The organism is Sinomonas sp. ASV486, assembly GCF_030908215.1.
Classification (GTDB): Bacteria; Actinomycetota; Actinomycetes; order Actinomycetales; family Micrococcaceae; genus Sinomonas; species Sinomonas puerhi.
On sequence record NZ_JAVFJK010000009.1, the window covers coordinates 23,221 to 44,895 of the forward strand.

General features: G+C 70.7%; 19 protein-coding genes. 16 read left to right on the forward strand and 3 right to left on the reverse strand.

Going from position 1 to position 21,675, the window contains the following annotated elements; translation table 11 throughout:
* Positions 1-110: 110 nt before the first annotated feature.
* Positions 111-998, forward strand: coding sequence for a hypothetical protein (locus RBS60_RS13420; protein WP_307958075.1), 888 nt, complete (start codon positions 111-113; stop codon positions 996-998).
* Between the two features lie 108 nt (positions 999-1,106).
* Here RBS60_RS13420 and RBS60_RS13425 read toward each other — a convergent pair whose 3' ends face one another.
* Positions 1,107-2,138: an acetylxylan esterase gene (locus RBS60_RS13425; protein ID WP_307958076.1), complete on the reverse strand. Its 1,032-nt coding sequence runs from the start codon at positions 2,136-2,138 to the stop codon at positions 1,107-1,109.
* Between the two features lie 97 nt (positions 2,139-2,235).
* On the reverse strand, positions 2,236-3,093 hold the full coding sequence (locus RBS60_RS13430) for a sugar phosphate isomerase/epimerase family protein (RefSeq protein ID WP_307958077.1): 858 nt from the start codon (positions 3,091-3,093) through the stop codon (positions 2,236-2,238).
* A 225-nt stretch (positions 3,094-3,318) separates the two neighbouring features.
* On the opposite strand from RBS60_RS13430, the gene RBS60_RS13435 reads away from it, so the two are divergent.
* From RBS60_RS13435 to RBS60_RS13500, 14 genes are all read left to right on the forward strand, one after another.
* The gene (locus RBS60_RS13435) at positions 3,319-4,308 is read left to right on the forward strand and encodes a substrate-binding domain-containing protein (protein ID WP_307958078.1); all 990 of its coding nucleotides are present in this window, start codon (positions 3,319-3,321) and stop codon (positions 4,306-4,308) included.
* Positions 4,309-4,371: 63 nt separating this feature from the next.
* Positions 4,372-5,439, forward strand: a complete 1,068-nt coding sequence (locus RBS60_RS13440; protein ID WP_307958079.1) for an ABC transporter permease — start codon at positions 4,372-4,374, stop codon at positions 5,437-5,439.
* Between the two features lie 27 nt (positions 5,440-5,466).
* Positions 5,467-6,378 (forward strand): ATP-binding cassette domain-containing protein, encoded by a 912-nt coding sequence (locus RBS60_RS13445; RefSeq protein ID WP_307958080.1) that lies wholly within the window; start codon positions 5,467-5,469, stop codon positions 6,376-6,378.
* Positions 6,379-6,395: 17 nt separating this feature from the next.
* Positions 6,396-7,844 carry an aldehyde dehydrogenase family protein gene (locus tag RBS60_RS13450; protein ID WP_307958081.1) on the forward strand — a complete coding sequence of 483 codons (1,449 nt, stop codon included), beginning with the start codon at positions 6,396-6,398 and terminating at the stop codon, positions 7,842-7,844.
* Between the two features lie 28 nt (positions 7,845-7,872).
* A complete protein-coding gene (iolD, locus tag RBS60_RS13455) occupies positions 7,873-9,843 on the forward strand; it encodes a 3D-(3,5/4)-trihydroxycyclohexane-1,2-dione acylhydrolase (decyclizing) (protein WP_307958082.1) in 1,971 nt (656 codons plus the stop codon).
* Positions 9,840-10,643, forward strand: a complete 804-nt coding sequence (locus RBS60_RS13460) for an aldolase/citrate lyase family protein (protein WP_307958083.1) — start codon at positions 9,840-9,842, stop codon at positions 10,641-10,643. The genes iolD and RBS60_RS13460 overlap by 4 nt, the downstream gene beginning before the upstream one ends.
* The gene (locus RBS60_RS13465) at positions 10,640-11,857 is read left to right on the forward strand and encodes a Gfo/Idh/MocA family oxidoreductase (protein ID WP_307958084.1); all 1,218 of its coding nucleotides are present in this window, start codon (positions 10,640-10,642) and stop codon (positions 11,855-11,857) included. The genes RBS60_RS13460 and RBS60_RS13465 overlap by 4 nt, the downstream gene beginning before the upstream one ends.
* Before the next feature lie 41 nt (positions 11,858-11,898).
* Positions 11,899-12,882 carry a LacI family DNA-binding transcriptional regulator gene (locus RBS60_RS13470; protein WP_307958085.1) on the forward strand — a complete coding sequence of 328 codons (984 nt, stop codon included), beginning with the start codon at positions 11,899-11,901 and terminating at the stop codon, positions 12,880-12,882.
* 101 nt (positions 12,883-12,983) lie between these two features.
* Positions 12,984-13,958 carry a hydroxyacid dehydrogenase gene (locus RBS60_RS13475; RefSeq protein WP_307958086.1) on the forward strand — a complete coding sequence of 325 codons (975 nt, stop codon included), beginning with the start codon at positions 12,984-12,986 and terminating at the stop codon, positions 13,956-13,958.
* Between the two features lie 51 nt (positions 13,959-14,009).
* On the forward strand, positions 14,010-15,038 hold the full coding sequence (gene iolG / locus RBS60_RS13480; protein WP_307958087.1) for an inositol 2-dehydrogenase: 1,029 nt from the start codon (positions 14,010-14,012) through the stop codon (positions 15,036-15,038).
* 2 nt (positions 15,039-15,040) lie between these two features.
* Entirely contained in the window at positions 15,041-15,823 is a 783-nt protein-coding gene (locus RBS60_RS13485; protein ID WP_307958088.1) for an SDR family oxidoreductase, read from the forward strand.
* Positions 15,820-16,776, forward strand: coding sequence for a sugar phosphate isomerase/epimerase (locus RBS60_RS13490; RefSeq protein ID WP_307958089.1), 957 nt, complete (start codon positions 15,820-15,822; stop codon positions 16,774-16,776). Before RBS60_RS13485 ends, RBS60_RS13490 begins: the two co-directional genes overlap by 4 nt.
* Positions 16,773-17,780, forward strand: coding sequence for a Gfo/Idh/MocA family oxidoreductase (locus tag RBS60_RS13495; RefSeq protein WP_307958090.1), 1,008 nt, complete (start codon positions 16,773-16,775; stop codon positions 17,778-17,780). The genes RBS60_RS13490 and RBS60_RS13495 overlap by 4 nt, the downstream gene beginning before the upstream one ends.
* Before the next feature lie 34 nt (positions 17,781-17,814).
* Positions 17,815-19,314, forward strand: a complete 1,500-nt coding sequence (locus tag RBS60_RS13500; RefSeq protein WP_307958091.1) for a CoA-acylating methylmalonate-semialdehyde dehydrogenase — start codon at positions 17,815-17,817, stop codon at positions 19,312-19,314.
* 22 nt (positions 19,315-19,336) lie between these two features.
* On the opposite strand, the gene RBS60_RS13505 is transcribed toward RBS60_RS13500, so the two are convergent.
* Positions 19,337-20,404, reverse strand: coding sequence for an FUSC family protein (locus RBS60_RS13505; RefSeq protein ID WP_307958092.1), 1,068 nt, complete (start codon positions 20,402-20,404; stop codon positions 19,337-19,339).
* Between the two features lie 127 nt (positions 20,405-20,531).
* Between RBS60_RS13505 and RBS60_RS13510 the strand changes: the two genes are divergently transcribed.
* Positions 20,532-21,494, forward strand: a complete 963-nt coding sequence (locus RBS60_RS13510; protein WP_307958093.1) for a LysR family transcriptional regulator — start codon at positions 20,532-20,534, stop codon at positions 21,492-21,494.
* Positions 21,495-21,675 lie beyond the last annotated feature (181 nt).

Below are 21,675 nucleotides of genomic sequence, written 5' to 3' on the forward strand. Positions count from 1 at the left end.
AGTCCTGTCCTTCCGGCCGGTGATCGGCGGGTGGCCGGGACGGCGTCATCTTTCGCGCGCCGTGCGGACCCGGGTTGACCTCCTCTCATTCCGGTTGACAGGCTTGAAGCGTGAGTCTCACTCCATCATGTCTGTCGCTGGCACAGCGGCTCGTCGAGTCCGGCGTCCCCGAGGGGCTGGCCGCAGTTCTCGCGCACGCCAGCACCGCCGCTCCGGGGGAGCGCAGCGGGGAGGCGGCAGCCTGCGTGCTCGATGAGCAGGGCGCGCTGCGGGTGACGACATGGCTCGAAGCCCAGCTGGCCGGGGGTATGGACTCCCGCGAGGCCCTGGTCACGATTCTCGGTGCCGCGGCGCTGCTGTTCGGCGCCGAGGAGGCGGGGCGCCTCGTGCTCAGCCACATGCCGTCGGCCATCCAGGCCCTCGAGGAGATGGTGCTCGAGTCGGAGGACGCCGCCGCAGACGACCCGATGCTCGCCTCTGCGGCGAAGGCCGAGGCTCTCATGCTGAAGGCGGCGCTCGCGCGCGCGGCCGCCGAAGACCCCCGGTACGACCACGGGCTGTACATGGACGAGTCCGTGGTGCTGCCGGGGTTCCTGCTCGCTGCGCGGCGCGGGTCCGAGGCCGTCGAACTGAACGGGGCCCTCGTGAGCACGCCGGGCGGGCTCGTGTTCGTCCTCTCCGACGGCATGCTCTCCGCGGAGACGGCCAGCCTGCTCCCCGAGGGGGCACTCGAACGAGGGTCCGTGGCCTTCGGGCTCGACGAGATCGCCGAGGCCGTGTTCCTCGTCCCGGAGTCTTTCGGAGGGGCCGACGCGCCGACGGGCGTGGACTTCGGCCGGACGCCCGACGGCGAGGTGCACGCGTACATCGACGTGCGAGGGCATGGGCTGCTGAGCATCTGCCTCGCCTACTCGCATTGGCCCGCGGCACGGCAGGAAGTCCTCCGGCGGCGGTTCGAGACGCTGGTCGAGCGCGTGGGGAGCGCCCTGCACGCGTGACGCACGCCTCCGCGCCAGGCCGCGGGTGGCCCTTCTGGAAGTCAGCTCCGGGGGGTCAGGTTCTGCGGGTGACCCGTCTGTGCGGTAGGTGACCGCACATCCTGGGGGTCAGGTGCTGCTGCGCAGCTCCGCGAGGCGGCGCAGGTGTGCCGCTACCTGGTGCTCGCCGCCGCCCTCGTGGTTGTTGAACGGCCACTCCGTGATGTCCTTCGCCGGCCGCGCCCTCTCGGGCGAGTCCTCGCCGTAGTTGTTGAACGCTGCATAGACGGTCGACGGCGGGCAGACCTCGTCCCGCAGCGCGACCGAGAAGGAGGCGGGCGCCGTCGCCCATCTCGCGAGCAGTGAGACGTCGAAGTAGTCCAGCGTGCGCAGCGCGGTGGCGGCCATCTCCCGGTGCCGCACGAGGAAGCGTTCGATCTCGGGGTACGGACCCGCCGTGGCGACATCGAGCGCGCGGCGGAAGTCGGAGAGGAAATTGACGTCCGGCAGACATGCGATGACGCCGCCGATCCCGGCGCGCGCGGCGAGTGAGGCCGCGGCGATCGCTAGGCCGCCACCCTGTGAGACGCCATGGACCACAATGCGGGCGGAGTCGACGGCGTCGAGGGCCTGCGCAGCTTCGATGGCGCGCACCGCGTCGGTGTAGAGGCGGCGGTAGTAGTAGTCCTCGGGGTCCTGGATCCCGCGCGTCATGAGCCCGGGGTACGCGATGCCGCCGGCACTGGGATGCGGATCGGGCGTGTCGCCGGAGATCCCGCCGTAGCCTTGCCCGCGGGTGTCCATGATGAGCATGGCCCAGCCGGCCTGCGCCCACACGGTGTCCTGATGCGGGAGCCCGCGGCCGCCCGAGTAGCCGGCGTACTGCACGACGGCGGGCAGCGGCTGTGCCTGCACGTCGCCCCGCGGGCCGGCCGGCACGTGGAGCCAGCCCCTGATCCTGGCGCCTCCGAAGCCGGTGAAGGTGACGTCGAAGGTGTCGATCAGGGCGAGCCCCGTCTCGACCGGTTCGAGCACGACGTCGAGCGGCGGTTTGCGCGCGTCGGCGAGCGTTGCGTCCCAGAAGTCCCCGAGGTCCGCGGGCGCCGTGGCGGAACCGCGATAGGAGCGGAGCGTTTCGAGGGGGAAGTCGAGGGCGGGCATGGCCGTGCGGTTCCTCCGGACGTCGGGGACGGATGTGACCGAGCTTACTGGAGGGAGGTGGGATGTGCTGTGTCCCCCGCGGGGGCGCGACTGCCCGTCACTCATCGGACTCGAAGAATGGACGGGTCGTTGCCATGGCGGCCGCCAAGGCCGTCTGAACCGGCAGAGCCCGGTGTTCCTCGGAGAGGATCTCGACACCCCACGGGCCCTTGAACCCGATGTCCTGCATGGTCCGGATGAAGCCCGCAACGTCCTGGTCCCCCTGTCCGAGGTAGCAGCGATGGTCCCGGGTGTCCTCGAACAGCGTGCCCTGGATCTCGTTGTGGGCATCGTTGAGCTCGACGCCGAAGATCTGGTCCGCCGTGAGGGAACTGCGGAGTTCTGCCAGACTCGTTCCCTTGCGGTACACGTGCCAGAAGTCCACGATCAGGCCGCACGCCGGGTGATCCACGCGGCGCATCAGATCGGCGCCGCGGGGGATCGTGTCGACGAGCGTGAAGGCCACGGGTTCGAGGGCGACTCTCGTTCCCCGTTTCTCGGCCTCCCCGGCGAGCGTCCTGAGGGGCTCCACCATGAACCCGAGGTCGGCCGGGGGAGTGCCGAAGTCGCTGCCGATCTTCACAAACGGTGCGTGCAGTGCCTCGGCGGCGTGGAGGAGAAGGTCCCAGTCCGTGCCCCAGACTTCGCGGGGCTCCCACCATCGCGCGAGGAGCTCGACCTCGACGTGCGTCAGCCCGTGGGAGCGGACGAGGCGGTTCAGCGCCGCGAAGCCCATCGACGACTGCGCGGCTTTGAGGTCGTCCAGAACGAGACCGAACCCGGACCATCCAGTGGCCGCAAGCGCCTCGATCCGTTCGGGGAGGGGGACTGGACTCGTCTCTGGGCTGCGAAGTGGGGCGGCATCGCCGGCGCTTGTCCAGCAGGTTGCGACGAACCGCTCGGTAGTGGATGGCATGGGGATCCTCTCGGGGCCTGAGGCCTGTGGTGTGAGTCACTCGGGGGTTGTTGATGAGTGTGGCACAGAAATAGTGGACCGGTCCATTGACATCCGAAACTTTCGCGGCCTATGGTTGGACCGGTCCATAAAGAGACCCGCATCACATTCCCGCCGATCCGGTGAGGCCGGAGCCCCCGAGATCCTTCCCGGGATGTGAAGCGCACGAACATCAAAGGAGAGCTCGTGAAGAAGACGTGGCACCGCGGCCTGGCCGCCCTTGCCCTGATCCCAGTCCTCGCCGTGACGGCCTGCTCGGGCGGCGGCAAGCAGGCCGACGCGACCGCAGGTTCAGGAGGCGGCCAGGCCGTCTCGACTCCCAGGATGAAGGTTGCCCTCATCACGCACGCCGAGGCGGGCGACACGTTCTGGGACATCGTGCGCAAGGGTGCCGAGGAGGCGGCGGCGAAGGACAACGTCGAGATTCTCTACACGAATGACTCGGACGCCGGGCGACAGTCCCAGCTGGTGCAGCAGGCGATCGACCAGAAGGTGGATGGCATCGCGGTCACCATCGCCAACCCGGGCGCCATGAAGGATGTGCTGAAGAAGGTTGCCGACGCGGGCATCCCGCTCGTGAGCTTCAACGCCGGCGGCGACGTCTCCGCGCAGATGGGCGCGTTCACGCACTTCGGCTCGAACGAGAAGCTCGCCGGTGAGGCGGTGGGCACCAAGCTCGCCTCGGACGGCTACAAGCACCCCATCTGCGTGATCATGTCGCAGGGGCAGGTGCAGCTCGAGGCCCGGTGCGCGGGCGTGAAGGAGAAGGTCCCGGGCACGGAGATCCTCTACGTCAACGGAGCCGATATGACCTCGGTGCAGTCCACGGCGACGGCGAAGCTGCAGGCCACGAAGGACGCCGATGTGATCGTCGGCCTCGGCGCCCCGTACACGGTCACCCTCCTCAAGGCGGTGGCGGATGCGAATAGCTCGGTCAAGGTGGCGAGCTTCGACCTCAACCCTGCCCTGGCCCAGGCGATCAGCGACGGCAAGGTGCTCTTCACGGTGGACCAGCAGCCGTGGCTGCAGGGCTACCTGTCGGTTGACGCGCTCTGGCAGAACAAGCGCGGCGGGTTCAAGGTCGGTGGTGGCCAGCCGGTGCTGACCGGGCCGGCGATCGTGGACAAGTCCAACATCTCCGACGTCCTCAAGTTCGTCCAGCAGGGCGTCCGCTAGTTCCAAGGATCGGGGCCGTGCGGCGGGAACGCCGCGCGGCCCGACTGAGAAGGAGTTCTTTCCATGGCAACTGCAACACTTCCCTCGACGCCGGGGCCGGCGCCCGCGCCGGCTGCCAAAGACGAGCGGGTCGGGCGTCGTGGCCCGTTCCAGAAGCTCCTGGGCCGTCCGGAGGTCGGGGCGCTGGCGGCCGCGGTCGTGCTGTTCATCTTCTTCGCGGCGGTCTCGGGGACGTTCCTGCAGCCCAACGCGCTCGCGACGGTCCTGTACGGGTCCTCCACGATCGGGATCATGGCGGTGGGGGTCTCGCTGCTGATGATCGGGGGCGAGTTCGACCTGTCCTCGGGTGTCGCGGTGATCTCCTCGGCCCTGACCGCGTCCCTGTTCTCCTGGAACTTCGGGATGAACGTGTGGGTCGGGGTCCTGCTGGCCCTGGTGGTCTCCCTGGGGATCGGGTTCGTGAACGGGTGGATCCTGGTCAAGACGAAGCTGCCCTCCTTCATCGTGACCCTGGCCACGTTCCTGATGCTCACGGGCCTGAACCTGGCCCTGACCCGCCTGATCGGCGGGGCGGTGTCCTCGCCCTCGATCGCCCAGATGGACGGGTTCGGCGCGGCCAAGGCGGTCTTCGCGTCCTCGGTGAACATCGGCGGGGTCGAGTTCAAGATCACGATCCTGTACTGGATCGTGCTGGTGGTGGTCGCGTCCTGGGTGCTGCTGCGCACGAAGGTCGGGAACTGGATCTTCGCCGCGGGCGGGGACGCGAACGCCGCCCGGGCGGTCGGGGTCCCGGTCACCGCGACCAAGATCGGCCTGTTCATGGGGGTGGGGCTGTGCGGGTGGCTGCTGGGCATGCACAACCTGTTCGCGTTCGACGCGGTCCAGTCCGGGGAGGGCGTGGGCAACGAGTTCCTCTACATCATCGCCGCGGTCATCGGCGGGTGCCTGCTCACCGGCGGGTACGGCTCGGCCGTGGGCGGGGCGATCGGCGCGTTCATCTTCGGCATGGCCAACAAGGGCATCGTGTACGCGCAGTGGAACCCGGACTGGTTCAAGTTCTTCCTGGGCCTGATGCTCCTGCTGGCCACGATCGTGAACCTCATCGTCAAGAAGCGCGCAGAGCGCGCCTGAGAGAACGAAGCACAGGAGATGGCCACCATGGCAGAGCACATCAGCAACCAGGAGATCCTGGCCAAGGCGGGGGAGACCGACCCCCTCACCGACCGGCCCGTGCACCTGCTGCGCCTGGACGGCGTGGGCAAGCACTACGGCAACGTCATCGCCCTGCGGGAGGTGACCATGGCCGTGGACAACGGCCGCGTCACCTGCGTCCTGGGCGACAACGGGGCCGGGAAGTCGACCCTGATCAAGATCATCGCCGGCCTGCACCAGCACGACGCCGGCACCTTCACCATCATGGGCGAGGAACGCAGGCTCTCCTCCCCGAGGGAGGCCCTGGACGCGGGCATCGCCGCGGTCTACCAGGACCTCGCGGTGGTCTCCCTCATGCCGATCTGGCGCAACTTCTTCCTCGGCTCCGAGCTGACCACCGGGTTCGGCCCGTTCAAGCGCATGGACGTGAACCGGATGAAGGAGACCACCAGGACCGAGCTGGCGGCCATGGGCATCGACCTGCGCGACGTCGAGCAGCCCATCGGCCAGCTCTCCGGCGGCGAGCGGCAGTGCGTGGCCATCGCCCGGGCCGTGTACTTCGGGGCCAAGGTCCTGATCCTGGACGAGCCCACCGCCGCCCTGGGCGTGAAGCAGTCCGGCGTGGTCCTGCGCTACATCCTCCAGGCCCGCGACCGCGGCCTCGGCGTCATCTTCATCACCCACAACCCCCACCACGCCTTCCCCGTCGGGGACCGCTTCCTGCTCCTGAAGCGCGGCCGCTCCATCGGCTACTACGACAAGAAGGACATCACCCTGGAAGAACTCACCGCCCAGATGGCCGGCGGCGCCGAACTCGCCGAACTCGCCCACGAACTCGAACAGCTCGGCGGCCACACCCAAGCCCTCCAAGAAGCCAAAGCCGAAGCCGAAGCCGTCCAAGCCGAAGCACACCACTGATCCGGCCCCGGATCCCTATGAAGCTGGAGAACACCATGCAGATGCTCATCGCCGGAGCGTGGCAGGGCGCCACGAGCGGTCAGGAAGAAGAGGTCCGCTCGCCGTTCGACGGACGCGTTGTCGGCATCGTTCCTGTGGCCAGCGCCGCGGACGCCAAGGCGGCGCTCGACGCCGCCGAGATCGGAGCGCGGATCCAGCGCGCCCTGCCCGCGCATGTCCGTACCGACATCCTCCTGCGCGCGGCCGCCCTGGCGGATGAGCGCGCCGAGGACATCGCCCAGACGATCAGCGGTGAGACCGGGAAGCCGATCTCGGAGGCGCGCGGCGAGGCAGGCCGTTCAGGCTCGATCATCCGGCTCGCTGCCTACGAGGGCACTCAGCTCTATGGGTCGACGCTCCCGCTCGACGCCAATCCCGGCACCGGGCAGGACAAGATCGGGTTCACGCTCCGCCAGCCGTGCGGCATCGTCGTCGCGATCACGCCGTTCAACTACCCCGCGCTGCTCGTCCTGCACAAGATTGCCCCCGCCCTTGCCGCGGGCAACGCCGTCGTCCTCAAGCCGGCCCGCTCCACGCCGCTCACGGCCCTCAAGCTCGCGCAGTGCTTCGTTGACGCCGGGCTCGCACCCGAGGCGCTCTCGGTCATCACCGGCTCGGGCGCCGAGATCGGCGACGTCCTCGTGACCGACCCGCGCGTCCGCAAGGTCTCCTTCACAGGATCCACCGCCACGGGCACGCGCATCAGCAATATCGCAGGCGTCAAGAAGCTCTCCCTCGAGCTCGGAGCCGCGTGCCCCGTCATCGTCCTCCCCGACGCCGACCTCGAACTCGCCTCGTCGGCCGTCGCCGCGGGCGGCTACATCAACGCAGGCCAGGTCTGCATCTCTGTGCAGCGCGTCATCGTGGACAAGTCCGTCGAGGCGGACTTCCTCGACGCTCTGGTCCCCAAGGTCGAAGCCATCGCCGTCGGAGATCCCTCCCACGCGGACACCCGTCTCGGCTCGCTCATCTCCGAGGCAGAGGCGACCCGGGTCGAGAACGCCATCCTGGGTGCCCGCAGCGGAGGCGCCCGCGTCCTCACCGGTGGCTCGCGCAGCGGCGCAGTCGTGGCACCGACCGTCGTCGCCGGGGTCGACCCGGCCTCGCCGTTCAGCCGCAACGAGCTGTTCGGTCCGGCCGTCGCGGTCACCTCCGCCCCCGACATCGAGGCCGCGATCGCGCTCGCGAATGACAGCGACTACGGGCTCGGCGCCGGCATCTTCACGTCCGACGTGTCCGGGAGCATCCGCGCGATGCGCCAGATCGACGCCGGCAACATCCACATCAACTGGACGCCCCTCTGGCGGGCCGACCTCATGCCCTACGGCGGCCTCAAGGGCAGCGGGATCGGCAAGGAGGGCATCCGCTCCGCGGTGGAGGAGATGACCGAAGAGAAGACGGTCATCCTCCACGGCCGTCCCTGGTAACCACCCGCACCCGACTGGAGCCACCACCATGCCCATTCCCCGCAACACCGTCCGGCTCACCGTCGCCCAGGCGGTCGTCAAGTACCTCTCCGTGCAGCACTCCGTCGCCGACGGGCACCGGCAGCGCCTCGTGCCTGCGGCCCTCGGGATCTTCGGCCACGGCAACGTCGCCGGGCTCGGCCAGGCCCTCGACCAGCTCTCCGACGAGCTGCCGTTCATCCAGGGCCGCCACGAGCAGTACCTCGCGCACATCGCCACCGCGTACGCCAAGGCCTCGCGCCGCCGGTCCGTCCTGGCGGTCACGGCGTCGATCGGCCCCGGGGCGCTCAACCTCGTGACCGCCGCGGGCCTCGCGACCGTCAACCGGATCCCGCTGCTCCTGCTGCCCGGGGACACCTACGCGACCCGCCACCAGGGTCCCGTCCTCCAGCAGCTCGAGCACCCGACGGAGGCGGACGCGACCGTCAATGACGCCTTCCGGCCCGTCTCCCGGTTCTTCGACCGCATCACCCGGCCCGAGCAGCTCCTCGCTGCCCTGCCACAGGCCATGCGGGTGCTCACGAGCCCCACTGATGCGGGCGCCGTCGTGCTCTCGCTCCCGCAGGACATCCAGTCGCACGCCTACGACTTCCCTGCCGAGTTCTTCGAACCGCGGGACTGGAAGATCCGCCGCGCCCTGCCGGACTCGGAGGAGGTCGCGGAGGTCGCGGAGATGATCCGGACGGCCGAGCGGCCCGTGGTCATCGCGGGCGGCGGCATCCACTACTCGGACGCCCACGCCGCGCTCGAGGCCCTCGCCGGCCAGATCGGAGTCCCCGTCGTGGAGACGTTCGGCGGCAAGGGCGCGGTCACCAAGGACGAATGGTGGCAGGTGGGCGGCGTCGGCCTCGAGGGCAACTTCGCCTCCAACAAGCTCGTGAAGCAGGCAGACCTCGTGCTGAGCGTCGGGACCCGCCTCACCGACTTCGCCACCGGCTCGCAGTCGATCTTCGAGAACCCCGGGGTACGGTTCGCCGCGCTCAACGTGACCGACGCCGACACACGGAAGCAGGGCGCCGTGGGCATCCTCGCCGACGCGCGCCTCGGGCTCGAGGCCCTGGCCTCGGCACTCGAAGGGCACAGCACCTCCGAGGAGTGGCAGGACACGGTCCGGACGGCCGCCCGGGACTGGGAGCCGATCCGCGCAGAGTGGCTCGACGCCGACACCGCCTACCGCGCGGAGGACCACCCGGAGGCCCCGGTCACCGGGGCGGTCCTGACCCAGCCGCAGCTCATTGGCCTCCTCCAGGAGCATGCCCGCTCCGGCGACACGATCATCGCTGCGGCCGGTGGCCCTCCCGGGGACCTCCAGAAGGTCTGGGACGCCACCGACGGGCGGGCGTGCCACCTCGAGTTCGGCTTCTCGTGCATGGGCTACGAGATCGCCGCCGGCATGGGCGTCCGCCTCGCTGAGGGGGCCGACGGCGGGCGCGTCACCTCGTTCATCGGCGACGGCACCTTCCTCATGGCCCCCACCGAGATCCTCACCGCCGCCCAGGAAGGCCTCGACGTGACCGTCGTCGTCTCGGAGAACCACGGGTACCAGGTGATCCACCGCCTCCAGATGGGAAGGAACGGCCGCGAGTTCGGCAACGAGTTCCGCTACCGCACCCAGAGCGGACCCGTGACTGAGACAGCCTCGACCGAGCCCGACGGCACGGCGTCAGCGCCACGCCTCGAGGGCGACTACCTCAAGGTCGACCTGCGCCAGATTGCCGAGGGCCTCGGCGCAACGGCCCTGCGCGCCACGACCGCCGCCGAGGTCCGTGAGGCCCTCGATTCGACGCGCGGAACCCGCGGACCCGTCGTCATCGTCGTTCCGACGGTGCCGCACGTCGACCTGCCCGGCGGGGACGTGTGGTGGGACGTGGCCCCCGCCGAAGTCTCCGAGCAGCAGGCAGTCCGCGACCTGCGCGCCAAGTACGAGGACGCCCGCGGCGGCCAGAGGTGGTTCGGATGAGCGCCCTCAACATCGCCCCCGGCGCCCTTCGCGACCGGTTGCGGGCCGGGGAGTCGACGGTCGGCACCTTCGTGGGGCTCGCCTCCTCGGGGGCGGCCGAGGTCTGCGCCGCGGCCGGGGCAGACTGGATCCTCATCGACCTCGAGCACGGCTCGGGCACCGAGGACAGCGTGCGCGACGGCGTCCTCGCCGCGGCCGCGTACGGCGTTCCGACCGTTGTCCGCGTCGAGAGCGCGGAGCGGATCCGGATCGGCAGGGCCCTCGACCAGGCAGCGGCCGGCGTCATGGTGCCCCGCCTCGAGCGTGCCGCCCAGGCGCGCGAGTTCGTGCGGCACCTGAACTACCCGGTGCTCGGCGGCGACCGAGGCGTGGCCACCTACAACCGGGCCTGCCGCTGGGGCATGGACCGGACCCCCCTCGCGGCCACCGAGCAGCAGGGCCTCGGGATCGTCCAGATCGAGACCCTCGGCGCCCTCGCCGAGGCCGAGGAGATCGCGGCGATCGACGGCGTCGACGTCCTCTTCGCCGGGCCCCTCGACCTCTCCTACTCGCTCGGAGTGCCGCTCGAGTTCGACAACCCGGTCTACACGGACGCGCTCGCCCGCGTGGTCTCCGCCGCGGAGCGCCACGGCAAGGCGGCGGGCATCCTCGCGCTCGACGGCGCTGCTGCCGCCCGCTACGCGGAGGCCGGCTTCCGGTTCGTCGCGGTCGGCTCCGACTCCACCCTCATGGCCGCCGCACTCCGCGACGCGTTCGCGGCGGCCCGCACCCCTGACCTGCAGAGAAAGGCACTGGCATGACCACCGCACCCGCCCCCCGCACCATCGGCGTGGGACTCATCAGCATCGGCTGGATGGGCAAGCTCCACGCCCGCGCCTACACGGCCCTCCCGTACGTCTATCCCGAGCTCGGCATCGAGCCGAAGCTCGTCATCGCGGCCGATACCGAGCCGAGCCGCGTGAAGTTCGCCCAGGATGTCCTCGGCTTCGCCGAGGGCACGGCGGACTACCGGGAGGTGCTCGCCCACCCGGACGTGGACGTCGTCTCGATCTGCGCCCCGAACTTCCTCCACGCCGAGATCGGGATCGCTGCCGCGAAGGCGGGGAAGCACTTCTGGATCGAGAAGCCCGTGGGCCGCGGGTACGAGGAGACCGCCGCCGTGCGGGACGCCGCCGTCGAGGCCGGCGTCGTGACCACGATCGGCTACAACTACCGCCACGCCCCTGCAGTCGAGCACGCGCGCCGGCTCGTGGCGGAGGGGAAGCTCGGCCGGATCACCAATGTCCGCGCCTCCTTCTTCTCCGGCTACGCCTCCGAGCCCAACGGAGCCCTCTCCTGGCGGTTCGACCGCAAGCTCGCCGGCACGGGCGTCCTGGCCGATCTGTTCAGCCACGCGACCGACCTGTGCCAGTATGTTGTCGGCCCCATTGCCGAGGTGACCGCCCTCACGAGCACCGTGTACGCACAGCGGCCCAAGCTGGCCATGGGAACGGGAACGCACTTCGCTGTCATCGAGAACGGGGAGATGGGGGACGTGGAGAACGAGGACTACGCCGCAGCCCTGGTCCGCTTCGGCCCGTCCGCCCGCGGCGCCGGCGCGGTCGGCACCGTTGAGGCGTCCCGCGTCGCCGTCGGGCCCGAGTGCGGCTACCGCATCGAGGTGTACGGCACTGAGGGGTCGCTCATGTGGGACTTCGAGCGGATGAACGAGCTCAAGGTCTGCCTGGGTCGGTCCAACGACGAGCAGGGCTACACCACGGTCAACGCGAGCCCCAAGTACGGCGACTACTCGCACTTCCAGCCCGGCCCGGGCAACAGCATGGGGTTCGACGACCTCAAGGTCATCGAGGCCAAGAAGTTCCTCGTCGCCGTCACCGGAGGGGTCCAGGAGAACTCCAACATCCACGACGCCGCATCCGCCGCGGCCCTCGTCACCGCAGCAGAGGTCTCCGCGGGGACCGGGCAGTGGCAGAAGGTCGAGGACCTCGACGGCACCACGGCGGCCCGGGTCTAGCCATGCCAGCCGTCTCCGCAGGAAGGCCGACTATCCGGGACGTGGCCCAACGGGCCGGCGTCTCGAAGTCCCTCGTCTCGCTCGTGCTGCGCAATTCGCCACGGGTGAGCGAGGAGCGCCGCCTGCGGGTGCTGGAAGTGATGAAGGACATGGGGTACGAGCTCAACATCGCCGCCCGCTCCCTCGCAACGCGCGCGAGCGGGACCGTGGGGGTGCTGGTCAGCGATCTGCACAACCCGTGGGCGTTCGACGTCGTCGACGCCGCCCGCCCCGTCCTCGAGGACGCCGGCCACACGGTCCTGTTCAGCGCCGTGACCTCCTCGCGGGCGGGCGACGGCGTGGACACCTCTCTGCTGCAGGCGTACCGCGACCTGCGGGTCGCGGGGCTCCTCGTGATCGGGTCGGTGCCGGACACGGCGCCGTTCAGGGAGGCGATCGGGGCGGGCGCGGTCGTGTTCGCGGGCGGCGGCCCGGACTACATCGACACGGCGGACATCGTCCGTGGTGACGACGCGGCCGGGACGTCCATGGTCGTCGAGCACCTCGTGGGGCTGGGGCACGAGCGGATCGTGCACCTCGGCGGGTCCGGCGGATCGGTCGCCCGGGAGCGGTCCGATGCGTACACCGAGGCCATGGAACGTCACGGCCTCGGCCGCTACGCGAAGGTCCTGCCGGCGGACTTCTCCCAGGAGTCGGGATACGCGGCCGCGTGCCGGGCGCTCGCGGGCGACGGCGGTCGGCCGCCGACGGCGCTCGTGTGCGTCAACGACCTGGCCGCACTCGGAGCCATGGCCGCGGCCGACGAGCGCGGGGCCTCGGTCGCAATCACTGGCTACGACAACATCTCCCTCGGTGCGATGCCGCGCCTGTCCCTGACCACCGTCGACCCGGACAGTGCCACCATCGGCCTGCTCGGGGCAACCTCGCTCCTGAACCGCATCTCCGGCGATGGCGGCGACTCCTTCATTCACCGGCCTGTCACCCCGCGCCTCGTGGTCCGCAACTCGAGCCGAATCGGCCTCTGACCCTTTTCACCTTCCGGACGCACGACGCCGCGTGGCGGCCGAGCGCCGGCCGCGCACCCGCCGTCGTGCGCGGCTCCACCGACCTTCTGTTGAGGACACCGATGTCTCCCACCTCCCAACCCCAGACCAGCCGACACGAGCCGGTTGCCCACGCGACCACGCCCCAGACCATCGTCGCGCTCGGCCCCCTCGAGCCGGCCCTCGTCGAGCCCCTGCTGTCCGCCCACCAGCGCCTCGTCCTCGAGCCGCGCGAGGAGGACCTCGCCGTCGCCGACGCCGCCATCGTCCGTGCCGCGTACACCGTGGACGGGCCGCTCCTGGACCGGATGCCGGCCCTGAAGGTGCTGGCCCGCACCGGCGTGGGCACCGACCTCGTGGACGTCGCCGAGGCCGCGCGGCGCGGGATCCCGGTGGTCATCACCCCGGGAAGCAACACGGCGGCGGTCGCGGAGGGCGTGTTCGCCCATCTCCTTGCCCTCGTCAAGCGGATCCGGCCCCTCACCGCGCTCGTGCGCGAGGGCCGGTGGGACGAGCGCGCCGCCGGCGCCGTTGGCGACCTCGACGGCTTCACGCTGGGAATCGTGGGCTATGGCCGCATCGGCCGCCGCGTCGAGCGCATCGCGCAAGCCTTCGACCTGCGAGTCCTCGCGTTCGACCCGTACGTCGACGTCCCGGAGGCCATCCGTGCGGACACTCTGGACGACCTGGTTGCCGCGAGCGACTTCGTGACCCTCCACGTCCCGCTCACTCCCGAGAACACGAACCTCATCGACGCGCGGAGGCTCGCGCTCATGCGGCCCGGCAGCGCCCTCATCAACTGCAGCCGCGGCGGGCTCGTGGACCTCGACGCCGCCCACGCCGCCCTCGGCGCGGGGACCCTCGCCGGCCTGGGGCTCGACGTCTTCGACCCGGAACCCCCGGCACACCACCCCGTCTTCGACCACGAGAACGTCACCCTGACTCCTCACCTCATGGGCTTCACGCGCCAGGGCATGGCCCACACCGTGCGGGACGCCGTCCAGGGCGCCCTCGACGTCCTCGCCGGCCGGACGCCCCCCGCGGTGGCACGGCCATGACCCCCACTCAGATCCCCTCGACCGTCGCGACCCTCCTGAAAGGCCCCCACCATGTCCACTGATCGCCGCCTGCGCCTCGCCCTCTTCGGATCCGGTCGGATCGGCCAGGTCCACGCACGCAACGTTGCCGCCCACCCCGACCTCGAGCTCGCACTCATCGCGGACCCGTTCATCGACGGTGCCCGGCGCCTCGCCGCAGCGACCGGCGCGCGCGCCGTCGAGAGCGCGGACGAGGTCTTCGCCGAGCCCGGCCTCGACGGAGTGATCATCGGCTCGCCCACGAGCACCCACGTGGGCCTCATCGAACAGGCCGTCCGCCACGGAATCGCCGCCCTCTGCGAGAAGCCCATCGACCTGGACCTCGACACCGCGCTGGCCTGCCGCGAACGCATCAGCGGCACGTCCGTGCCGATCATGCTCGGATTCAACCGCCGCTTCGACCCGGCGTTCGCCTCGGTGCAGGCCCGTGTCGCGGCCGGCGAGGTCGGCCGGCTCGAACAGCTCACCATCATCAGCCGCGACCCCGCCCCGGCCCCGCGGGACTACATCGCTGGATCCGGCGGCATCTTCCGCGACATGACGATCCATGACCTCGACATGGCACGGTTCTTCGTCCCGGACATCACCGAGGTCACGGCCGTTGGGACGAACGTGTTCAGCGGCGACATCGAGGAGCTCGGCGACTACGACTCCGCCGTCGTGACCCTGCGCGGCCGTGGCGGCGAGATCGTCACGATCACCAACTCGCGGCACTGCGCGTTCGGCTACGACCAACGCCTCGAGGCCTTCGGCGCCGACGGCGCGCTCGCGGCGGGCAACGTGACCCCGACGACCGTGCGGAAGTACGGCGCCGCCGGAACCGAGGCGGCCGAGGCGTACCAGCCGTTCTTCCTCGAGCGCTATGCACAGGCGTACCAGTCGGAACTCGCGGCCTTCGCCACGTCCATCCGCACCGGCGCACCGAGCTCGCCCAGTTTCGACGACGGCGTGGCCGCCCTCATCCTGGCCAACGCCGCGACCGAGTCGGCAGCGACCGGCCGGTCCGTCGCGGTCCAGCCAGTCTCTGCCGGAAGGGACTGACCATGGCCGGACAGCTGCAGGACAAGATCGTCCTCGTCAGCGGCGGGACCCAGGGCCTCGGAGCCGGGATCGCCCGCCGGTCCGCCGAGGAGGGCGCAGCCGGCGTCGTCATCACCGGCAGGAACGCGGCCGCGGGGGAGAAGGCCCGGGCCGAGCTCGAGGAGCTCGGCACGCGCGCGCTCTTCGTCCCGACTGACCTGGCCGACGTCGAGCAGGCACGCGCGTCGGTGCATGCCGCCATCCGCGAGTTCGGGCGGCTCGACTGCGTGGCCAACGCCGCCGGCCTCACCACCCGAGGCACCTTTCTCGACACCGAGCCGGACCTCTTCGACGCCCATATCGCCGTCAACCTCAAGTCGCCGTTCTTCATCATGGCGGAGGCGATCCGGCACCTCGTGGACCGGAAGTCGCCGGGGACGATCGTCAACGTCATCTCGATCGCGGAGCACGGGGGCCAGTCCTACCTCGCCCCCTACGTCGCGGCCAAGGCAGGCCTCGCCGGCGCGACGCGCAACGCGGCCCACGCCCACCGCTGGGACCGCATCAGGATCAACGGACTCAACATCGGCTGGACCGCCACCGAGGGCGAGGCGGCCACCCAGAAGAAGTTCCACGGCGCCGAATCGGACTGGCTCGAGAAGGCCAATGCCTCGGTGCCCATGGGCAAGCTCGGCCAGGTCGACGAGATCGCCGAGTTCGCCGTCTTCCTCCTCTCCGAGCGGAGTGGAGTCGTCACCGGATCGGTCATCGACTGGGACCAGAACGTCATCGGAGGTTCAGAATGAACACGAACATCAGCTCCCGCCTTGCCGCCGCCCCGATCTCGTGGGGCGTGTGCGAGGTCCCCAATTGGGGTTACCAGCTCGACGCCGACCGCGTCCTGTCCGAGATGGCCGAGCTCGGCGTGACCGCGACCGAGTTCGGGCCCGCCGGGTTCCTGCCCACCGAGCCCGGCCCGCGTGCCGAGGTCCTCTCCCGGTACGGACTCCAGGCCATTGGCGGCTTCTTCCCCGTCATCCTGCACGACGCCGGCAAGGACCCCCTCGAGGCCGTGCAGCCCGAGCTCGACGCCTACGAGGCCGCCGGTGCGCAGGTCATGGTCCTCGCGGCCGAGACCGGAGTCGAGGGCTACGACCAGCGGCACGAGCTCGACGCCGAGGGCTGGACCCTCTTCGGCCGGAACCTCGATCGGATCGTTCGGGCCGCCGCGGACCGCGGCGTCGCTGCCGTCCTGCACCCCCACGTGGGCACCATGGTCGAGTCCGCCGCGGACGTCCGCCGGGTGCTCGACGACACGTCCGCGGACCTGTGCCTCGACACGGGCCACCTGCTCATCGGCGGCACAGACCCCCGCGCGCTGGCCCGCGAGTTCGCCTCGCGGATCGGCCACACCCACCTCAAGGACGTGCGGGCCGAGCTCGCCGCTCGGGTTCAGGCCGGCGAGCTGACGTACACGGACGCGGTCAAGGCCGGCATGTACGTTCCGCTCGGGCAGGGCGACGTCGGCATCGCGGACATCGTCGCGAGCCTCACGGCCTCTGGCTATCGCGGGTGGTTCACGATGGAGCAGGACACCATCCTCGACGCCGCCCCCGAAGGCGACGGACCGGCGTCGGACGTCCGCATTTCCGTCGCGTTTCTGCGCTCGCTCGAAGGCGCCGCGCAGGGCACGGCGCAGGGCACGGCGCACGACGGCGGGGCGCTCGCGGGCGGCTCCCCGCGCGGCGGGGCGGCGTGAGCACCGTCCGCTGGGGCGTGCTCACGACGGCGCGCATCGCACAGAGCCGCTTCCTGCCTGCGGCAGGCCGTGCGAGCGGCGCAGCTGTCGTGGCCATCAGCAGCACGAGCGGGCGAGCGGAGGAGGTGGCCGGACGCTTCGGCATCCCGGCGGCGTACGGCTCCCACGAGGAACTGCTCGCCGATCCAGGCGTCGAGGCCGTGTACGTCCCGTTCCCCAACAGTCTGCACGCCGAATGGGCGCTGCGGGCGGTCGAGGCGGGCAAGCACGTCCTGTGCGAAAAGCCGCTCGTTGCCTCCGCGGACGAGCTCGCTCACCTCGCCGAGGCCGCTGCGAGGCGGGGCGTCAAGGTCATGGAGGCCTTCATGTACCGCTTCCACCCCCAGCACGCCAAAGTCCGCGAACTGCTCGACAGTGGCCGGATCGGCGACGTCGTCTCGATCCATGCCCGCTTCCACTTCGCGATGGACCGCCAGCCCGGCGAGCCGCGCCTCAAGCCGGGGTTCGACGGCGGCGCCCTTAACGACATCGGGTGCTACGGCGTCGACGCGCTCAACCGTCTCATGGATGCGCCGCCGCGGTCCGTCTACGCGCGTGGCACGAGCCACTCTGATCCCGTGGAAACGAGCATGGCAGCCATCCTCGACTACGGCGGCGTGCTCGCCACGATCGACTGCGGCTTCGAGGGCCCGCTGACCAACACGCTGCAGATCATCGGAACGCTCGGCCACATCACGCTCGACAAGGCCTTCGACCCCGACCCCACGGAAACGGCGAACGTGACCGTGGCCAGCAGGTCAGGGGCGGCCGAGACCTTCGCCTTCACCGGCGACGCGTTCCAGGCGGAGATCGAGCAGTTCAGCGAGTGGACTCGCTCCGACGGCCCCACCATGCCGTTCCAGGAGCTGACCCAGCGCAGCCTTGCCGTCCGCGTGGCCCTGCACGCCTCCCTCGCCTCCGGCCAGCCGCAGGCAGTAATCCCCGCCGACGCCGTCGTCGGCTGATTCCATCCACTTCTCTCACAACAGGAGTTAGATCATGAGTGTCAAGACCATTCCGCATTTCCTCGATGGCGTGGAGTCCAACGGTGTCGGTGAGCGGACGCAGCCGGTGTTCAACCCGGCCACGGGCGAGCAGACGGGCGAGCTGCGCCTGGCCGACGCGGCCGATCTGGAGACGGCTGTCGCGGCGGCGCGCAAGGCCGCGGAGTCGTGGAACGACATCTCCCTGGCCAAGCGCACCGGGGTGCTGTTCCGGTTCCGGGAGCTGGTCGCGTCCCATGTGGAGGAGCTCGCGGCTCTGGTGACCGCGGAGCACGGGAAGGTGATCTCGGATGCGAAGGGCGAGATCGGGCGCGGCCTGGAGGTGGTGGAGTTCGCGTGCGGGATCCCGCAGCTGCTCAAGGGCGCGTACTCGGACCAGGCCTCGACCGGGATCGACGTGTTCTCCTACCGCCAGCCGGTCGGGGTGGTCGCGGGGATCACGCCGTTCAACTTCCCGGTGATGGTGCCGCTGTGGATGGCGCCGGTGGCGATCGCCACGGGCAACGCGTTCATCCTCAAGCCGTCCGAGCGTGACCCGTCGGCGTCGATGCTGTTGGCGCGGCTGTGGGCCGAGGCGGGCCTGCCGGCCGGGGTGTTCCAGGTCCTGCACGGGGGCAAGGAGACCGTGGACGGGCTCCTGACCCACCCCGACGTGGATGCTGTCTCCTTCGTGGGGTCGACCCCGATCGCGCGGTACGTCCAGGAGACGGCGACCGCGCACGGGAAGCGGGTCCAGGCCCTGGGCGGGGCGAAGAACCACGCGATCATCCTGCCGGACGCGGACCTGGACAACGCCGCGGACCACCTGGCCGCTGCCGCGTTCGGCTCCGCGGGGGAGCGGTGCATGGCGATCTCGGTCGCGGTGGCGGTCGGGGACGCCGCCGATGCGCTGGTGGGCAAGGTCGCCCAGCGGGCCGAGGCCGTGCGCGTGGCGGAGGGCACCGACCCGGGGGCGGAGATGGGCCCGGTCATCACGGCCGCGTCCAGGGACCGGATGAAGGGCATCGTCACCGACGCCGCCGCGGCCGGGGCCCGGCTGGTCGTGGACGGGCGCGAGTTCACCGTGGCGGGCAAGGAGGGCGGGAACTGGTTCGGCCCGACCGTGATCGACAACGTCGGCACGGACATGGGCGCGTACACCGAGGAGATCTTCGGCCCGGTCCTGTCCGTGGTCCGCGTCGAGACGGTCGAGGAGGCCATCGAGCTGATCAACTCCAACCCGTACGGCAACGGCACCGCGATCTTCACCTCCTCCGGGTCCAACGCGCGCAAGTTCCACCGCGGGGTCCACGTGGGCATGATCGGGGTCAACGTCCCGATCCCCGTCCCGGTCGCGTACCACTCCTTCGGCGGGTGGAAGAACTCCCTCTTCGGCGACAAGCACATCTACGGCGAGGAAGGCGTCGCCTTCTACACCCGCGCCAAGGTCGTCACCCAGCGCTGGCCCGAACCCACCCACGCCTCCGACGCCTCCTACAACTTCCCCTCCAACTAGGCGCACCCGCAGGAGGTGACACTCAGGAGGTGACTTGCGGACGGGACGTGCGCGGCGCCGTCGTGCGCCTGGCCGCGGTGGTCGCGAGCGCGGCGACGAGGATCCCGGCCGAGACGCCCATGAGGGTGTCGACCGCCCGGAACGTGACGAGGGGGAGGGGCTCGGACGGGGCCGCGAGCTGGGTCATCATCAGGATCAAGGGCGTGAAGAAGCCGAGGGCAAGCCCGTAGTGGCGGGCCATGAACAACTCCGTGGGGAACAGCAGGGCCATGACCACGAGGGCCGCCGCGGCGCCGTCGAGCCCCACGGCGAAAAGCGCCGCGGTCCCGCCCAGACCCGCGAAGGTCCCCAGGACGCGGTGGGCGCTGCGCCCGACCACGCTCCCGAGCCCGGGCCGCAGGTGGCGGCCTGGGTCCGCGGCGGCGAGGGGGACGATGGCCGAGGCGATCGCCCAGTTGGCATGGTCGACGCCCAGGAGCACCCCCGCTGATCCAGCAGCTGCCGTCGCGAGGGCGTAGCGGCCCGCGTGGGCCATGGCCAGGGCGAGTCGGGTGCGCCCCGGCTCCGTGTCGTGTCGCACGGGCGCTCGTACGGACAGCCCGCCCAGCAGCCCGAGTGCGAGGGAGAACAGTGCGGTGGTGACACAGATCAGGACGGCGGTCGACGGCGCGACGCGGTCCGGTGGGACCGTGGCGAGGGCGCCGAGCGCGAAGGTTCCGAAGAACGGGCCCTGGGGGTTGAGGCCGAGGCTGTCGGCGGCGACCGCCGCAGCGTACGTGAACGGCACCGCGTATGCGACCAGAACCCAGGGCGCCGCGTGGGCGGCCGCGATGAAGATGCCGAGGGCAGCACCGGCCAGCAGGATCGCGCCGGCCTGAGTCTGGTGGCGGAAGCGCGTCCGTCGGGACTCGCCCCGCCCGTACATGCCCGTGAACGAGCCGAAGACGGCGTAGATGATCAGGTCTGGCCTGCCGACGGCGACGAGCACCAGACCCGGAACCACGAGCCCGAGTGCCACGCGGCACGCGTGCTGCCAGGCGCCGTCGTCCGGAGAGAGCCGGCGCGCCGCGGCGAGTGGCATCGGGATCATCGGCACCTGTTCTCCTGGACGTTGACTGCCCTGCAACTCTCGCCGACCTCCGGTTCCCGCGTCCAAGCGGAAGTTCCGACCGGTTGATCGGCGCCGCCTATCAACGTGGGGCCGTGGAGCCCGGGGCGTGGTGCAATGGCTCATGCTGTTCCGCCAACTCGAGTACTTCGTGGCGCTGGCCCGAGAGAAGCACTTCGCCCGCGCGGCGAGTGCGTGCTTCGTTTCGCAGCCGGCGCTTTCGGAGGCGATCCGCAAGCTTGAGCATGAGCTCCAGGTCCCGCTCGTCCAGCGCGGGCACTCGTTCGAGGGGCTGACCCCGGAAGGCGAGCGACTCGTCCACTGGGCTCGCCGCATCCTCGCGGACCAGGACGCGCTCAAGCAGGAGGTCACCGCACTCCGGACCGGACTCACCGGCGAGCTGCGGGTCGGGGTGATCCCTGCCGCGGCGGCCACGGTCGCTCTCCTGACCGACCCCTTCTGCGCCGAGCACCCCCTCGTGACGGTGCAGCTCGAGACGAGCCTGCGCTCGGCGGAGATCATCGGCCGGATCCGCTCCTTCGACCTCGACGCCGGCGTGGTCCACCCCGACGGGCAGGACACCCAGGGCCTCAAGCTCACGCCGCTGTACGAGGACCGGCAGGTGCTCGTGGTCGGCAGCGGCCTGCTGCCGGGCGCCCCCGACGGCATCGACTGGGCGGACGCGGCCGAGCTGCCCCTGTGCCTGCTGAGCAGCGGCATGCAGGGGCGCCAGATTGTTGACGACGCCTTCACTGCCCGCGGGCTCACCGTGACGCCGCGGCTCGAGGCCGACTCGATCGCGGCGCTGCTCGCCCACGTGGGCGCCGGGCGCTGGGCGAGCATCCTCCCCGAATCCTGGCTGCGGACCCTCCGCGCGCCTGAGGGAACCCGGGTGGTCCCGCTCGGCGACCCGCCCACCGCCGCCGCCGTCGCGCTCCTCACGGGCGGCGGCGAGCCCGGATCGGTCCTTGCCCGCGCGTTTTCCGAGGTTGCCCGGGCGCCTCACTTGCGGGGCCTCCTCCGTGGGCTCCGGACGGACGACGACGCTGGGGCGCCCCTCGCTGGCGGGTGATCGGCCGCTTGGGGCCGGCTCGCCCGGCCGGACTTCACCGGTACCGACTTCCCAGTAAGCTCAATGTTGAGGCCGTCGGGAAACCATGACGAGAATCTCGGGGTGGGTGCGGCGTATCAATGCGCGCCGACCAAATGCCGGTGTATTCAGTGATTGCCGCCGTCCCGAGCGGAGGCTATCC

Bases quoted from the DNA above. Each gene is read 5' to 3' on its own strand.
- RBS60_RS13485 (WP_307958088.1), top strand. From the start codon at position 15,041: ATGGCCGGACAGCTGCAGGACAAGATCGTCCTCGTCAGCGGCGGGACC.
- RBS60_RS13465 (WP_307958084.1), top strand. From the start codon at position 10,640: ATGACCACCGCACCCGCCCCCCGCACCATCGGCGTGGGACTCATCAGC.
- RBS60_RS13425 (WP_307958076.1), bottom strand. From the start codon at position 2,138: ATGCCCGCCCTCGACTTCCCCCTCGAAACGCTCCGCTCCTATCGCGGT.
- RBS60_RS13475 (WP_307958086.1), top strand. From the start codon at position 12,984: ATGTCTCCCACCTCCCAACCCCAGACCAGCCGACACGAGCCGGTTGCC.
- RBS60_RS13460 (WP_307958083.1), top strand. From the start codon at position 9,840: ATGAGCGCCCTCAACATCGCCCCCGGCGCCCTTCGCGACCGGTTGCGG.
- RBS60_RS13490 (WP_307958089.1), top strand. From the start codon at position 15,820: ATGAACACGAACATCAGCTCCCGCCTTGCCGCCGCCCCGATCTCGTGG.
- RBS60_RS13445 (WP_307958080.1), top strand. From the start codon at position 5,467: ATGGCAGAGCACATCAGCAACCAGGAGATCCTGGCCAAGGCGGGGGAG.
- iolG (WP_307958087.1), top strand. From the start codon at position 14,010: ATGTCCACTGATCGCCGCCTGCGCCTCGCCCTCTTCGGATCCGGTCGG.
- RBS60_RS13505 (WP_307958092.1), bottom strand. From the start codon at position 20,404: ATGATCCCGATGCCACTCGCCGCGGCGCGCCGGCTCTCTCCGGACGAC.
- RBS60_RS13440 (WP_307958079.1), top strand. From the start codon at position 4,372: ATGGCAACTGCAACACTTCCCTCGACGCCGGGGCCGGCGCCCGCGCCG.
- iolD (WP_307958082.1), top strand. From the start codon at position 7,873: ATGCCCATTCCCCGCAACACCGTCCGGCTCACCGTCGCCCAGGCGGTC.
- RBS60_RS13500 (WP_307958091.1), top strand. From the start codon at position 17,815: ATGAGTGTCAAGACCATTCCGCATTTCCTCGATGGCGTGGAGTCCAAC.
- RBS60_RS13450 (WP_307958081.1), top strand. From the start codon at position 6,396: ATGAAGCTGGAGAACACCATGCAGATGCTCATCGCCGGAGCGTGGCAG.
- RBS60_RS13430 (WP_307958077.1), bottom strand. From the start codon at position 3,093: ATGCCATCCACTACCGAGCGGTTCGTCGCAACCTGCTGGACAAGCGCC.